Source organism: Aeromonas sp. 11P, from assembly GCF_051920165.1.
Lineage (GTDB): Bacteria > Pseudomonadota > Gammaproteobacteria > Enterobacterales > Aeromonadaceae > Aeromonas > Aeromonas veronii.
Genome location: NZ_JBQBDJ010000004.1, coordinates 3,353,671 through 3,368,434 on the forward strand (window position 1 = coordinate 3,353,671; position 14,764 = coordinate 3,368,434).

The following is a 14,764-nucleotide window of genomic DNA, read 5'->3' on the forward strand; positions in this document are numbered from 1 at the left end:
GAGGCTCTTCGGAGCCTCTTTGCATTTCTCCCTGCCGGTTCTGTTCATGGGCACACCAATCACCCTTGTGGCGTGATGCCCTGCACCTTCAACCAGAATCGCTCCTGGCAGTGGTTGTGAAACAGCTTGCGGGCTGGAGTGATGGGAATGGGACTGGCGATGACCCGATAGCTGATCCAGCACTCTGCACAAAGCTGCTGAGATGGCGCTTCGTCCTGTTCGGTTTGCTGGCGGATTACGACCCCATTGGCAAACCAGCTGGTGGTTATCTGGTGTTGGATCACAGTGCCGCTCTCATCATGCTACGCTATAGTGTTCACTCTCTTGGCGGGTGAGAGTGACGGGGCTCGCCTGTCGATGAATGGCCCTGATATAGCTGATTAGTTGATTCATTGCCGATCTTGCCGTGATGGTTAGCCTGCACGGGATGAGCTGTACAGGATGAAGAGGGCTAGCGTAACGTGCTGCCTTGGTTGCGGCAATCGCCTCGGCTGCGCCGCAAGTAAACCTGAAAAGGGGAGAGCAATGGGGATCCCGCAAAACAAGGCCGAGCTGCTACTCGCGATCGATACCAATTTCAGCAAGTTGTTCAAGGCGTTGCAGGCCGTCCCCGAGAGCCGGGTGCGGGAGCCGACCCTGGCAGGGCACAGCAAGGGAACCACCATGAGCGTTGCCAATCTGCTGGCCTACCTTATCGGCTGGAACGAACTGCTGATCAAGTGGATCGAGCGGGATGCGGCAGGTCTGCCAGTGGATTTTCCCGAAACCGGTTTTAAGTGGAACGAGTTGGGCGGGCTGGCCCAAAAGTTCTATCGGGATTACGAGGGGCTCAGCTATCCGGCGTTGTTACAGCGGTTGGCTGCCGCCAGAGGGCACATCATCGAACTGGTGGAGGCGCGCAGCGACCTGCAGCTGTATGGCTGCCTCTGGTATGAGAAGTGGACGCTCGGGCGGATGATCCAGTTCAATAGTGCATCCCCCTATCTCAACGCCAACGGGCGGCTGCGCAAGTGGCTAAAAGAGTTGGCGATCAGGGTGTGAAAGGAAGAGGTCGCGGCTCGGGTGGGCGGCAAAACGCTTTGCCACCATATTGCCACTACCGCCCGTGGCGGCAGCTACTGGCCGCCTGACACCCCTTTGCGCTCGGCTATCTCCTGGTGCTGCTTGAACAAATAGATCAGCCATTCAAGGGATTAGCCGGTGCGGTACGTTTTATCGCCGTGCTGGCCCCGCTTATGCACATCTCTTGGCAACACCATTCAGGGTCGTTGTCGCGGAGAGATATCATGATCAGCAACCTGCTCCCCCTTGCCTCTATCGCCCTCAAGCTGGGCAGTCAGCTGCTTGGCAGCAGTAGCAAACCTGAGCCTGTGCAACAAACCGTGCAGGAGGAGCGCCTACCGCCGACCGTCCAGAGCCTGTTCCAGCGGCTCGGCATCAAGGAGGCCAATAGCGAGCAGAACCGCGCAGCCATCAACCACTTTATGGGGGAGCTGATGCAGACTCTGGGGCAGGAGAATGGCGGCCAATCCTTACCTGCTGCCATCGATAGCGCCCGCAACCAGCTGGCGAGCGGCACCCAGAGCACCCGCCTCGATGCGCTGCAAAGCGAGCTTGATACCCTCAAGGATTCCCTCGGTGCCAGCCATCTCAATCTCGATCAACTGCTCGGCACCTTTAAACAGACCCTGCCCAATGGCATGGGGGAGGGGGTTGGCCAACTGCTTAATGCCAGTGCGTGACGGGCGGCGAGCAATAAAAAACGGCAACCTCGGGTTGCCGTTTTGCTTTTTTGTTCGAATGACAAGCCGATTGGTTTAACCCACCCGTTTGGCCAGCCAGGTTTCGGCAGTAGTGAGAGCCGCTTCCACCTGCTCGCGGGCGACTCCGCCTTTGGCAACCCGTTTGGCGAGGGTCGCTTCCAGTTCCAGATTGGGGTAGACGTCGAACTCGATCACCGGGCTGAAGCGCTGGAATTCACCGATGGAGAGCTCCTCTAGCGGGCGGCCCACGCTGATGGCAAAGACCACGGTTTCGCCGACGATATGGTGCGCTTCACGGAATGGAATCCCCTTAGCCACCAGATAGTCCGCCAGCTCGGTGGCGTTGGCGTAGCCGCCCTGCGCCGCCGCCATGGTGCGCTCGCCGTTGACCTTCAGATCGATCAGCACCAGCGCCGCCATATCGAGACAGTCGTGCCAGGTATCGAGGGCATCGAACAACCCCTCCTTGTCTTCCTGCATGTCCTTGTTGTAGGCCAGCGGCAGCGCCTTGAGGCTCATCAGCATGCCCATCTGGGCACCGACCACCCGACCGCTCTTGCCGCGGATCAGCTCCAGCGCATCGGGGTTCTTCTTCTGCGGCATCAGCGACGAGCCGGAAGTGACCGCATCGGAGAGCTCGACAAACCCAGCCTCGCCGGTGTTGTAGAAGATCAGGTCTTCGGCAAAGCGCGACAGGTGAGTCATGGAGAGGGACGCCACGTGCATCAGCTCCACCACGTGATCCCGATCGGAGACCGAATCCAGACTGTTGCGGGTGGCGCCGGCAAAGCCCATGTCGAGCGCCAAGGCTTCGCGGTCGATGGCGTAGGCGGTGCCCGCCAGCGCACCGCAGCCGAGCGGGCTGGTATCGAGGCGCTTCAGCGCATCCTGCAGCCGGGAGTAGTCCCGCTCCAGCATCTCCACATAGGCCAGCGCCCAGTGGGCGTAGGTGACCGGTTGGGCCCGCTGCAGGTGGGTATAACCCGGCAGCACCGCGGCCTGATTGGCACGGGCGGAGGCCACCAGCCCCTGCTGCAGGGCTGTGATGGAGCCGAGCAGCAGCTCGCCCTGCGCCTTGCACCAGAGTTTCAGGTCGGTGGCGACCTGATCGTTGCGCGAACGGCCGGTGTGCAGCTTCTTGCCGAGATCGCCGACGGCGGCGATCAGCTGACTCTCGACCCAGGAGTGGATATCTTCGGCGTCCGAGCTCAGGATCTGCTGGGGATCCTGCTGCACCGAGGTGAGCAGCACCTCCATCGCCTGTTGCAACTTGCCCTGCTCATCGGCGGTCAATACGCCCACTTTCACCAGTGCTTTGGCCCAGGCCATGGAGCCTTGAATATCCTGCTCAGCCAAGCGGTAATCGAACCGCAGCGAATCGTTGAACTGCTTGAACCGGCTATCGGCTCCCTGACTGAAGCGTCCACCCCAAAGTGCCATACTGCTCTCCTTGAATGCGTTGTCGGTAGGCGTTTACGCCTGCCGTACTCGCGCGGCCTCTTGGCCTGCGCGCAGAAATCTTGCCCTGTATTTTCCTGAATAACAGTGCGGTGGTGATGAGTGCTGTTGCCGTTGAACACGTCAAATCCAGCAACTGCGAATCGGTTCCCTCTCCCTCTGGGAGAGGGCTAGGGTGAGGGTAATTCCCCCCTCATCCCCGCCCCTTCTCCCGCAAGGGGAGAAGGGAGAAAATACGTCAGCATCATATTCACACAGCCCCTGTTATCTCACAGAAGCGGCCGGGGCGCTGCCGCTCTTGTCACACCGCCGATGATGGGTCAGGGGCCATGCCCTCTGCCTGTAGAAGAGGGGGCCATGCCCCCTCAACGGAATCAACGGGTTATCTCGCTTGCTTAGCCGTGGGTGTGATCGCCACCGATGGCCTGATGCTGCTCCTTCATGGCGCGGATCCGGCTGGCCAGGGTGTAGAGACGGATAAAGCCTTCGGCATGGCTCTGGTCATACACTTCGTCGGCACCGAAAGTGGCGAAGTCTTCGGAGTAGAGGCTGTTCGGCGACTTCTTCTGCACCGCGGTGACCTGACCCTTGTACATCTTCAGCACCACTTCACCATCCAGATCTTCGGCGATGGCGTTGGCAGAGGCGAGGATCGCCTTGCACAGCGGGGTGAACCAGCGACCGTCATAGACCAGATGGGAGAACTCGGCACCCAGCTTCTCCCGCCAGGCGCGGGTCGGGCGATCCAGTACCAGCTCTTCCACGGCGCGCAGCGCGGCGACCATCACGGTACCGCCCGGGGTCTCGTAGCAGCCGCGGGACTTCATGCCCACCATCCGGTTTTCGGTGATGTCGATGCGGCCCACGCCGTGCTTGCCGGCACGTTCGTTCAGGGTCATCAGGATCTGGTGCGGGCTGAGCGGCTGGTCATCCACGGCCACCACTTCACCCTGCGCCACGGTCAACTTGACGTACTCCGGCTGATCTGGTGCCTGCTCGGCCGGTACGGTCCATTGCCAGACCGCTTCGGAGGGCTCGTTCCAGGTGCTCTCCAGCTCGCCACCCTCGGTGGAGATGTGCCAGGCGTTGGCGTCGCGGCTGTAGATCTTCTTCAGGGTCGCCTTGCAGGGGATGTTGCGGGTCTCCAGATAGGAGAGCAGATCTTCCCGGGAGCGCATATCCCAGATCCGCCACGGGGCGATCACTTTCAGTTGGGGTGCCAGCGCGGCGACCGCGCCTTCGAAACGTACCTGATCGTTGCCCTTGCCGGTGCAACCGTGGGAGATGGCATCGGCCCCTTCCGCCAGTGCGGCCTCAACCATCGCTTTGGCGATCACCGGACGGGCCATGGAGGTGCCCAGCAGGTAGGTGCCCTCATAGACGGCGCCAGTCTTCAGGGTCGGGTAGACGTACTCTTTGACGAACTCTTCGCGCAGATCCTTGATGATGCACTTGGTGGCGCCGGAGGCGATGGCTTTTTGCTCGATCCCTTCCAGATCGTCGCGCTCCTGACCGACATCAGCTACGAAAGCGATGATTTCGGCGTCATAGTGCTCTTTCAGCCAGGGAATGATGGCCGAGGTATCCAGTCCACCCGAGTAAGCCAGTACGATCTTGTTGATTCCGCTCATTTTACTTCTCTCCATGATGATTCGATAAAGGGTCGTGATTCAGGTTGAGTGCCGCGTTACTTGCCGCCGAGAAGGGTCAGTAACACGGCGTTCTGGATATGCATCCGGTTTTCGGCCTCGTCCATGATGAGGGAGGCGGCGCCATCCATCACCTGCGAGGTGATCTCCAGCTCCCGGTGCGCCGGCTGGCAATGCAGCACATGTGCAATGCCGGTGCGGTCGAGCAGGGCCTGATTGATCTGGTAAGGCATAAAGAGGTCTTTGACCTGCTCCATCGGGGTGTTGTCGCCCATGGAGACCCAGGTGTCGGTGTAGGCCACGTCGAACCCTTCGATATCCGTAACGTCATCGCTGATGTGGATGGTCGCCCCCGACTTGGCCGCCAGTGCCTGCGCCTGCAGGAAGATCTGGGTATCCGGGCCGTGGCCTTTCGGGCAGATGAGGGTGACGTCGGTGCCTAGGGTCGCCCCCAGCAGCAGCAGAGAGTGGCTGACGTTGTTGCCATCACCGAGGTAGGCAAGCTTCACCTTCGACAGGTCGTCGTAGTGCTCGGCAATGGTCATAAAGTCGGCCAGCCCCTGACAGGGGTGGTAGAGGTTGCACAGGCTGTTCACCACCGGCACTGTGCCGTGCTCTGCCAGCTCAACCAGGGTCTGGTGATCGAACACCCGGGCGACGATGGCATCACACCAGCGCGACAGGTTGGCGGCGAAATCCTTCACTGACTCCCGCTTGCCCAGCGCGCCGTTTTGCTGATCCAGATAGACGCTGTGGCCGCCCAGCTTGGCGATGCCGATGTCGAAAGTGACCCGGGTGCGCAGGGAGGGTTTCTCGAACAGGGTCACCACGCTCTTGCCCGCCAGTGCCTGACCGTATTTTTTCGGATCGGCCTTGACCGCTTTGCCCAGCGCAATCAGCGCCTCGATCTGGGCTTTGTTCAGATCACTGTCTTTCAGAAGATGTTGCATCGGATGTTCCTTGTTCCGGTGGAGATCAAATGGCCACTTGGGTGCCGACCGCGCCGCCAGCCAGCAGCTTGAGCAGCTGATCCGGGTAACGCCAGCTGGCGACACAGACCGGCTTGCCGAGGGTCTGGGCGGCGTGCAGGGCCGCTTCTACCTTGACCGCCATGCCGTCGCGGATCACCCCTTTCTCCATCAGATCCAGTGCGGTCAGCTTGTCGAGCTGGGGCACCAGCTTGCCCTTGCCATCGAGGATGCCGCTCACGTCGGAGAGCATCACCAGATCGGCACCGAGCGCCTCGGCAATGGCGGTGGCCGCCTGATCCGCGTTGACGTTCATCAGCTGCCCCTCGGCGGTGATGCCGATGGAGCTCACCACCGGCAGGAAGCCCTGACCGAGGATCCCCGCCACCAGTGCCGGGTTGCCCGGCTTGCACTCGCCGACTGCACCGAGATCCGGGTCGAGCTGGGTCACCTGACAGAGGCCGCCATCCGCCAGACAGAGCCCCACCGCCGGAATGCCGGTGGCGATCGCCTTGGCCATCATCTGCTTGTTGGCGGTCCCTGCCAGCGCACCGGCAATAAAGGGGATCTGCTCGAACGGGGTCACCCGCAGGCCGTTCTTCTTGGTAGAGGTGAGACCCAGCCCCTTGAGCAGGTCATCCACCAGACAGCCACCGCCATGCACCAGCACCAGCGGACGGTGCTGATCGTCGAGAAAGGTTTTGAGGGTGGCGAACAGGGCGGTCAGCGCCTCGTCGTTCTCGATAAGGGCGCCGCCCAGCTTGATTACCAACGTCTGTTTGTCCATGTTCGAGATCCTTCCTAAGTCCTTAAATCAGGCCGGTGGCCGGTTCAAATCCAAATTTGATATTTATGCACTGCATGGCTTGCGACGCGGCACCCTTGAGCAGGTTGTCGATGGCAGAGACCACCACCAGCATGTTGCCCTGCTGTTGCCAGGCGATATCGCAGTAAGGGGTGTTTGCCACACCGCGAATAGAGGGCATCTGGCCGGTGAGGCGCACCAGCGGCTTGCCTTCATAAGCCTTGAGGAAGGCCTGATCCACCTGGGTGGGGGTGACGCCGTCCGCCAGCTGCACATAGATGGTGGCCAGAATGCCGCGCACATAGTTGCCAAGGTGGGGCTGGAACAGCACCTCCTTGCCGAGGTGGTGGCTGATCTCCGGCTGGTGTCTGTGATTGAAGGTGCCGTAGGGATTGAGGCTCACTTCGCAGAAGCTGGTGTTGATGGCGGCCTTGCGCCCGGCGCCGGAGACCCCAGAGACGGCGTTGATGATGGGCTGCCATCCCTTGGCAATAAGTCCATCCTGCTGCAGCGGCTTGAGGGCGCAGAGGGAGGCGGTCGGGTAGCAACCCGGCACCGCAATCAGCTGGGCGCTGGCGATGGCATCGGCATTCCACTCGGCCAGACCGTAGGCGGCCTGATCCAGCCACTGTTCGCTCTGGTGGGTGAAGCCGTAGAAGCTGTCGTAAAAGCCCTGATCCTTGACCCGGAAGGCGCCGGAGAGATCGAACACCGGCAGCCCCTTGGCGAGAAACTTGGGTGCCAGCTCGGCGCTCACCTCGTGGGCGGTGGCCAGCAGCACCAGATCGGCCTGGGTCAGGATCCGGGTCATGCCATCCTCGTCCAGCGGCAGCAGCGGCTGATCGAGGGCTCCGACCCACTGGGGATGCAGGGAAGAGAAGCGCTTGTGGGCATCCTGACTGCCGGCCGAGACATAGAGGCCGAACAGCTTTAGTTGTGGGTGGTTCTGTACCAGTGCGGCCAGTTCGGCTCCCGCGTAGCCACTAGCACCGACGATAACGGTGTTAAGCATGTTGAGTATTCCAAGTCAGAGTTCGAGATTCACAGCATGGCGCTGCAGTGCACAAGGGTGTTCGATCGCCCCTTTGCACAAGTGCGGAGGGGCGATTCAGGCGGGTGTGTGTCGTCGGTTATAGATCAGGTGACAGAACATTAACTTTCCCTTACAACTAGAAGCCTTTGTTGATGAGCCAGATATTCAGGTAAAATTACAGAATATTCATGCACTCACTTTGCATTTGTATTTTCTAACAGAAACATTCCGGGGACGCAAGGAGGAGCTGATGGCCAATCTGGGTTTTTTTTCACTTTATAAGAATATTATTGCGATTCCCTCTATCAGCAGCACGGATCCCAAGTGGGATCAGAGCAACGAGGCGGTGATCCGGCTGCTGGCCGACTGGTTCGGTCAGCTCGGTTTTCAGTGCGAGGTGACGGCGCTCCCCGAGTTGCCGGGCAAGTTCAATCTGGTGGCAACGATCGGTCAGGGGGAGGGCGGTCTGCTGCTGGCGGGTCATACCGATACGGTACCGTTCGATGAGGGGGGCTGGAGCAAGGATCCCTTCAAGGTGACCGAAGAGGGCAACCGTCTCTATGGCCTCGGCACCATCGATATGAAGGGCTTCTTCGCCTTCATAGTGGAAGCGCTCAAGGAGATCGATCTCACCAAGCTGACCAAGCCGCTGCGCATTCTCGCCACTGCCGATGAAGAGACCACCATGGCGGGGGCGCGCGCCATCGCCGCGGCGGCCGAGCTGAAACCCGACTACGCCGTGATTGGCGAACCGACCGGGCTGGTGCCTGTGGTGGCCCACAAGGGACATATGTCGGAGGCGATCCGCATTACCGGCAAGAGCGGTCACAGCTCGGATCCCGCCAACGGCGTCAACGCCATGGAGATCATGCACAAGGCGATGGGGCAGGTGCTGCGCTTGCAGCAGGATCTGAAAGATCGCTACGCCGACCACCGCTTTGCCGTGCCGCAGCCGACCCTTAACCTCGGTTACATTCAGGGGGGCGATAGCCCGAACCGCATCTGCGGCTGCTGCGAGCTGCATATCGACCTGCGACCCACTCCGCAGGTGGGGCCGGATGAGTTGATGGGGATGCTCAAAGAGGCGCTGTCGCCCATCGAGATCCACCAGCCGGGATGTCTGCATCTGCAACATCTGCACGAGCCTATTCCCGCCTATGCCTGCGCCGACGACTCTGTGCTGGTGCGCGAAGCTGAGAAGGCGAGCGGCCGCGCCGCCGAGTCGGTCAACTACTGCACCGAGGCGCCGTTTATCCAGCAGCTTGGCTGCGAAACCATAGTGATGGGCCCCGGTCATATCACCCAGGCGCACCAGCCGGATGAGTATCTCGACCTCTCGTTCGTCAAGCCGACCACCACGGTGTTGCAACACCTGATCAGACGTTTTTGCCTGTAGCGGCGGCGATGAAAGGGGCGTAAAACTGTAAGTAAGTTACATAACAAGCCGGTTGTGGAGTGGTGATGGAAATACATGTTCTGAATCGGCCTGTTATTTGACCTTGCGCAGACAATCTGGGTAGATTGTCACCCTAAGATGACGGAGCATATGTTGTAATCGCACAACAATAAGTGAGGTCGTCTTGCACCCCGGATGGGTGTCAGGCACCAACAAGATAAGGATGTGGAATGAACGAAAAGTACGCCGCACTACGCGCCAACGTAGGCATGCTGGGTCAGCTGCTGGGTAAATCCATCAAGGATCATCAGGGTCAGGCCTTTCTCGACAAGATCGAAACCATTCGCCAACTGGCCAAGTCCTCCCGCAAGGGCAATGAATCAGACCGGGAACGTCTGCTCGATACCCTGCGCACCCTGAGCGATGATGAACTGCTGCCGGTGGCCCGCGCCTTCAGCCAGTTCCTCAATCTGGCCAACGTGGCGGAACAGTTCCACACCATCTCCCGTCGCTGCGAAGAGCAGGTCTGCACCCCGGATCCGCTGGAGCAGATGTTCGACAAACTGAAAGCCTCCAACCTGTCGCAAGAGGCCATCATTCAGGCCGTGCGCGAGCTGGACATCGATCTGGTGCTGACCGCTCACCCCACCGAGGTGACCCGTCGTACCCTGATCCACAAGCATGTGCAGCTCAATGACTGCCTCGAAGCGTTGGAGCTCTCCGACCTGCTGCCCCGCGAGCGGGACAAGATCCTCAACCGCATCGAACAGCTCATCAATCAGGCGTGGCACACCAACGAGATCCGCGAACAGCGCCCGACTCCGGTCGACGAGGCCAAGTGGGGCTTCGCCGTGGTGGAGAACAGCCTGTGGCCAGCCATTCCCGAATTCATGCGCAATCTGGACGAGCGTTTGCAACACCATCTGGGTGTGCGGCTGCCGCTGGATGCCGCGCCGGTCAAGTTCACCTCCTGGATGGGCGGTGACCGCGACGGCAACCCCTTCGTCACCGCCAAGGTGACTGCCGAAGTGCTGGAGCTGGGCCGCTGGATGGCGGTGAGCCTGTTCTATAAAGACATCAAGGAGCTCACTTCCGAGCTCTCCATGTCCGACTGCACCGACGCCGTGCGCGCTCGTGTTGGCGATCACCCCGAGCCCTACCGCGCGCTGGTGCGCGAGTTGCGTGAAGCGCTGCGCGAAACCAAGGAGCACCTCACTGCCAAGGTGCAGGGTCAGGTGAGCGAGAGCCAGGATCTGGTCAAGACTACCGCCCAGCTGCGCGAGCCGCTGGAGCTCTGCTACCACTCATTGCATGCCTGCGGCATGGGCAACATCGCCGATGGCATGTTGCTGGACGTGCTGCGCAAGGTCGCCTGCTTCGGCATCCATCTGGTCAAGCTCGATATCCGTCAGGATGGCGAGCGTCACGGGCTGGTCTTCTCCGAGCTGACCCGCTATCTGGGCCTGGGTGACTACGCCGAGTGGAGCGAAGATGACAAGCAGGCCTTCCTGCTCAACGAACTGAATTCCCGTCGCCCGCTCATTCCCCACGACTGGGAGCCGAGCGCCGAGGTGCGCGAGACGCTGGATACCTGTCAGGTTATCGCCGAGCACGACCCCGATGCGTTCGGTATCTACATCATCTCCATGGCCGGTGCGCCGTCCGACGTGCTATCGGTGCAACTGCTGCTCAAAGAGGCGGGCTGCAAGTTCCGCATGCCGGTCGCCCCGCTGTTTGAAACCCAGGATGACCTGATGGCAGGCACCGCCGTGATGGAGCGGCTGCTCTCGGTGGACTGGTATCGCGGCTACATTCAGGGCCGTCAGTACGTGATGATTGGCTACTCCGACTCTGCCAAGGATGCGGGCATGATGGCTGCTGGCTGGGCCCAGTACGCCGCCATGGAATCCCTGGTGGGGCTGGCCGAAGCCAACAACATCCGACTCACCCTGTTCCATGGCCGTGGCGGTACCGTCGGTCGTGGTGGTGCGCCTGCCCATCAGGCCATCCTCTCCCAGCCGCCGGGATCCCTGCGCGGCGGTCTGCGTACCACCGAACAGGGGGAGATGATCCGCTTCAAGTTCGGTCTGCCGAAAGTGGCGATCAAGAGTCTGGAGCTCTACACCAGCGCCGTGCTGGAAGGGAACCTGCTGCCGCCGCCCAAGCCGAAAGAGTGCTGGCGCGAGGTGATGGAACAGCTGGCCGCCGACTCCTGCGAGCACTACCGCAGTATCGTGCGCGGTCATCCGGATTTCGTCCCTTACTTCCGTGCCGCCACCCCGGAGATGGAGCTCGGCAAGCTGCCGCTCGGCTCCCGTCCCTCCAAGCGCAAGCCCAACGGCGGCGTCGAGAGCCTGCGCGCCATTCCGTGGATCTTCGCCTGGACCCAGAACCGGCTGATGCTGCCGGCCTGGCTCGGTGCCCACAAGGCGCTGCAACAGGCGATCGACGACGGCAAGCTGGCGGTGCTGGAGGAGATGAGCGCCCAGTGGCCCTTCTTCCGCACCCGCCTCGAGATGCTGGAGATGGTGTTCCTGAAAGCGGACGTCTGGCTCGCCGAGTACTACGACACCCGTCTGGTGCCGCAGGAGCTGTGGGGCCTTGGCAAACAGCTGCGCCAGGAGCTCGCCGAATCCATCGAAGTGGTGCTGAAACTGAGCCCGCGCGGGGATCTGCTGGAGGATCAGCCCTGGATCAAGGAGTCCATCAAGCTGCGCAACCCCTACACAGACCCGCTCAACGTGTTGCAGGCCGAGCTGCTCAACCGCTCCCGCAACCACCCGGAGACCCTGCACCCCGAGCTGGACAAGGCGCTGATGGTCACCATCGCCGGTATTGCCGCAGGTATGCGCAACACCGGTTGATAGCCAGCCAAGCCAGCAGGCTTCCGTTATATCTATCAAGTCAAAGGGCGCCGACAAGGCGCCCTTTGTTGTTTCTACTATCTTGCGGGTCATGTTGTTGTCGTAGTGGTTGTCTCTAACGGATTGCCGCTTCCAGCGCGGCTATTTCGCCGCCGCTTCCAGCGCGGCTATTTCGCCGCCGCTGATGAGCGGCTGGTTGCGGCTGATCTGCTCCACCGGCCAGTCCCACCAGGCGATGGCGTTGAGACGGGCGATGGTGTCGTCGTCGAAGCGGTAGCGGATCACCTTGGCGGGGTTGCCGCCGACCACGGCGTAGGCGGGCACGTCGCTGGCGACCACGGAGCGGGCGGCGATAATGGCGCCGTTGCCGACCTTTACCCCCGGCATGATCAGGGCGTCATAGCCAATCCAGACATCGTTGCCGATGACGGTATCCCCCTTGTAGGGGAGGCTGCCCGGGGCGGGGGCGGAGCTCTCCCAGCCGTTGCCGAAGATAAAGAAGGGGTAGGTGGAGAAGCCGGAGGTCTGGTGGTTGGCGCCGTTCATGATGAACTTCACCCCGCGGGCGATGGCGCAGAACTTGCCGATGATCAGCTTGTCGCCGATGAAGGGGAAGTGGTAGAGAACGTTGCGCTCGAAGCCCGCCGAATCCTCCGGGTCGTCGTAATAGGTGTAGTCACCCACCTCGATATTGGGCCCCTTGATGGTGTTCTTGATAAAGCACACCTGGGGAAAGCCGTTCATGGGGTGGGGATTGGCGGGATCGGGTCCGTGCATCTGGTCTCCTTGGATGGGCCGGGCTAGAGCGCCGGGAAGTAGCAGGCGCTCATGTCGATGGGGTGATCTGGGCAATTGGGCAGATAGAACTGCCAGCCCGCATCGGAGAAAGCTCGCAGCTCGGTTTCGACAAACTTGATGGCGAGGCTCAGTGCCTGCAGGCTGTCGATGCCGTAGATAAAGGTCTTGTCGCTCAGCCCCGCCAGCTTCACCTTGCAGCGCCAGTCACCGCTGGCGGACTTGGGATCCGGCTCGGGGGCCTTGATGGCGATCTTGAGGGTGAGCTGTTCCCCTTCGGCGCTGATGGCGTCGAAGCGGGCGGTAACGATGGCGTTTTTCATCTGGCGATTCCTTTTCCGTGGTACAGCCCCTGCGGTTGCGGGTGGCTGGCGTTCCTGATGGCTGATGATGTGAAAACTGGACTCAGGACGGCCAGCGTAAATGAACTTGTGAGTTGAAACAATGGGATATGCGCGACCGGGGGAGGGGGCTTTCGCCGCTGTGAGCGAGCGCAGTGGCGGGAGTTGCAACGCGCTGGCCACCTGTGGTGGCCGAGAGGCTGGCGGGCTGCTAGATGTAAAGGATTGTTGGCTGTGGCGGTAAATCAACCATCTGGGTCGATGAGGGCCGTTGAGTCCTCTTGAGGCAGAATATCTCCCCCCTGTTTGACGCTGAAGTACAGGAGTCTCCGTGGCGCTTTCGGTAACCCAGCTTTATGAAGTGATGGCCCAACTGCCAGATCCCATCTTTATCCTCAGTGAGGATGGCTATTACGTGGAATATATCGGCGGCATGGAGCAGCAATCCTATCACGATGGCAATCCGCTGGCGGGCAAGCAGCTGGCCGATGTACTGCCCCCCGAGATGGCCATGTGGGTCAAGGCGCAGGTGGCCGAGTCGTTGGCAAGCGGTCAGGTGCGGGTGGTGGAGTATGAGCTCTCAGCAGCCGAGGTGGGGGGATCAATGCTGCCGCCGGGCCGCAAGGGATACAGCGTTTCGAGGGCAAGATTGCGCCGCTGCCCTCCCTCTATGATGGCAAGCGGGCGGTGGCCTGGGTGACCCGCAATATCACTCGCCAGTACGAGTTGCAGCAGCGACTGCTGCGCCAGAGTGAAACCGACCAGCTGACCGGCCTCTACAACCGCCGGTTCTTCTTTGAACACTGCCTGCCGTTGCGGGCAGGGGAGGCGCCTTGCGGCCTCATCATGCTCGACATTGATCACTTCAAGCAGCTCAACGATCGCTACGGCCACCAACAGGGAGATCGGGCCTTGCAGCGCTTCAGTAGTTGTATCGATGCCCTGTTGCGGGCGGATGACCTCTTTGTGCGCAGCGGTGGCGAGGAGTTTCTGATCCTGCTGCCGCGGATCGATGAAGCCGGTTTGCAGCAGATGGCGGAGCAGATCCGCGCCGCCGTCGAAGCGCTGCCTGCCGATCCGGTCGCCATCACGGTCAGTCTGGGCACAACCCTGGTGCAGCCGGAGGAGGAGATCAATCAGGCGCTGGCCCGTGCCGACGAGTGGCTCTACGAGGCCAAGCGGGCAGGCCGCAACCGGGTGGCGCACTGCCCGGCAGGTTGAGAGTGCCACCCCGGTCGCTGTCGGAAATAGCCTGCGCTTTTACCCTGAATAAATTGGCTGACATCACTGTCAATTAGTAGAAAAGTTGGCCGTATTATTTAACTCATATTCCACAGCTTAAGGTGTTAATATTATCGGCCTGTTCGCTGGTCTTATTTATGTTGTTGGGCAACAGCATGAGGTTTTATCGGTATGTTATCAAACAGGCTTGAATTGGGTTTGGGGTGACGAATGTGATACATTCCGTTGTCTTTTGAAACATTCCGATTCAAACAGTCATGAATTATTAACCTTGACCCGGATAGCGATTTCAACGATGGTAGCGTGGCAGCTCCGTTTCTCTCCGGTGGCCCTGTTGGCCGCTGGCGGCGTTGTTTTTTCATGTGCAGGGCGATATGCAACGACATATCTCCAGCCTGTTATTCGGGCTAATAAAAATAATGATGACAGACTAATAAGGTATATATTGCA

Annotated in this window: 11 protein-coding genes and 2 pseudogenes; 5 read left to right on the forward strand and 8 right to left on the reverse strand. The window is 60.6% G+C overall.

Annotated features, from left to right (window positions below):
• Positions 1-59: 59 nt before the first annotated feature.
• Positions 60-393, reverse strand: a pseudogene (locus ACTG1P_RS15505) (hypothetical protein).
• Between the two features lie 132 nt (positions 394-525).
• Here ACTG1P_RS15505 and ACTG1P_RS15510 point away from each other — a divergent pair.
• Together ACTG1P_RS15510 and ACTG1P_RS15515 are read left to right on the forward strand one after the other, a co-directional pair.
• Complete coding sequence (locus ACTG1P_RS15510; RefSeq protein ID WP_421288383.1) at positions 526-1,041, forward strand: ClbS/DfsB family four-helix bundle protein; 516 nt, start codon at positions 526-528, stop codon at positions 1,039-1,041.
• Positions 1,042-1,286: 245 nt separating this feature from the next.
• Entirely contained in the window at positions 1,287-1,742 is a 456-nt protein-coding gene (locus ACTG1P_RS15515) for a hypothetical protein (protein WP_440001651.1), read from the forward strand.
• A gap of 75 nt (positions 1,743-1,817) precedes the next feature.
• On the opposite strand, the gene argH is transcribed toward ACTG1P_RS15515, so the two are convergent.
• The 5 genes from argH to argC form a co-directional block, all read right to left on the reverse strand.
• Positions 1,818-3,203, reverse strand: a complete 1,386-nt coding sequence (argH, locus tag ACTG1P_RS15520; protein WP_440001652.1) for an argininosuccinate lyase — start codon at positions 3,201-3,203, stop codon at positions 1,818-1,820.
• Between the two features lie 413 nt (positions 3,204-3,616).
• Positions 3,617-4,852, reverse strand: a complete 1,236-nt coding sequence (locus ACTG1P_RS15525) for an argininosuccinate synthase (protein WP_033115910.1) — start codon at positions 4,850-4,852, stop codon at positions 3,617-3,619.
• Between the two features lie 56 nt (positions 4,853-4,908).
• Positions 4,909-5,820: an ornithine carbamoyltransferase gene (locus ACTG1P_RS15530; protein WP_440001653.1), complete on the reverse strand. Its 912-nt coding sequence runs from the start codon at positions 5,818-5,820 to the stop codon at positions 4,909-4,911.
• Positions 5,821-5,845: 25 nt separating this feature from the next.
• On the reverse strand, positions 5,846-6,625 hold the full coding sequence (argB, locus tag ACTG1P_RS15535; RefSeq protein ID WP_033115912.1) for an acetylglutamate kinase: 780 nt from the start codon (positions 6,623-6,625) through the stop codon (positions 5,846-5,848).
• A gap of 22 nt (positions 6,626-6,647) precedes the next feature.
• Entirely contained in the window at positions 6,648-7,655 is a 1,008-nt protein-coding gene (gene argC / locus ACTG1P_RS15540) for an N-acetyl-gamma-glutamyl-phosphate reductase (protein WP_064339283.1), read from the reverse strand.
• Between the two features lie 271 nt (positions 7,656-7,926).
• Here argC and argE point away from each other — a divergent pair, with 271 nt between their 5' ends.
• Together argE and ppc are read left to right on the forward strand one after the other, a co-directional pair.
• A complete protein-coding gene (gene argE / locus ACTG1P_RS15545; protein ID WP_440001654.1) occupies positions 7,927-9,072 on the forward strand; it encodes an acetylornithine deacetylase in 1,146 nt (381 codons plus the stop codon).
• A gap of 230 nt (positions 9,073-9,302) precedes the next feature.
• A complete protein-coding gene (ppc, locus tag ACTG1P_RS15550; protein ID WP_440001655.1) occupies positions 9,303-11,936 on the forward strand; it encodes a phosphoenolpyruvate carboxylase in 2,634 nt (877 codons plus the stop codon).
• 141 nt (positions 11,937-12,077) lie between these two features.
• Here ppc and ACTG1P_RS15555 read toward each other — a convergent pair whose 3' ends face one another.
• Both ACTG1P_RS15555 and ACTG1P_RS15560 read right to left on the reverse strand, forming a co-directional pair.
• Complete coding sequence (locus ACTG1P_RS15555) at positions 12,078-12,713, reverse strand: Vat family streptogramin A O-acetyltransferase (protein ID WP_440001656.1); 636 nt, start codon at positions 12,711-12,713, stop codon at positions 12,078-12,080.
• A gap of 23 nt (positions 12,714-12,736) precedes the next feature.
• Complete coding sequence (locus tag ACTG1P_RS15560; RefSeq protein ID WP_440001657.1) at positions 12,737-13,054, reverse strand: DUF6968 family protein; 318 nt, start codon at positions 13,052-13,054, stop codon at positions 12,737-12,739.
• A 349-nt stretch (positions 13,055-13,403) separates the two neighbouring features.
• Here ACTG1P_RS15560 and ACTG1P_RS15565 point away from each other — a divergent pair.
• Positions 13,404-14,293, forward strand: a pseudogene (locus tag ACTG1P_RS15565) (diguanylate cyclase).
• Positions 14,294-14,764: the final 471 nt, after the last annotated feature.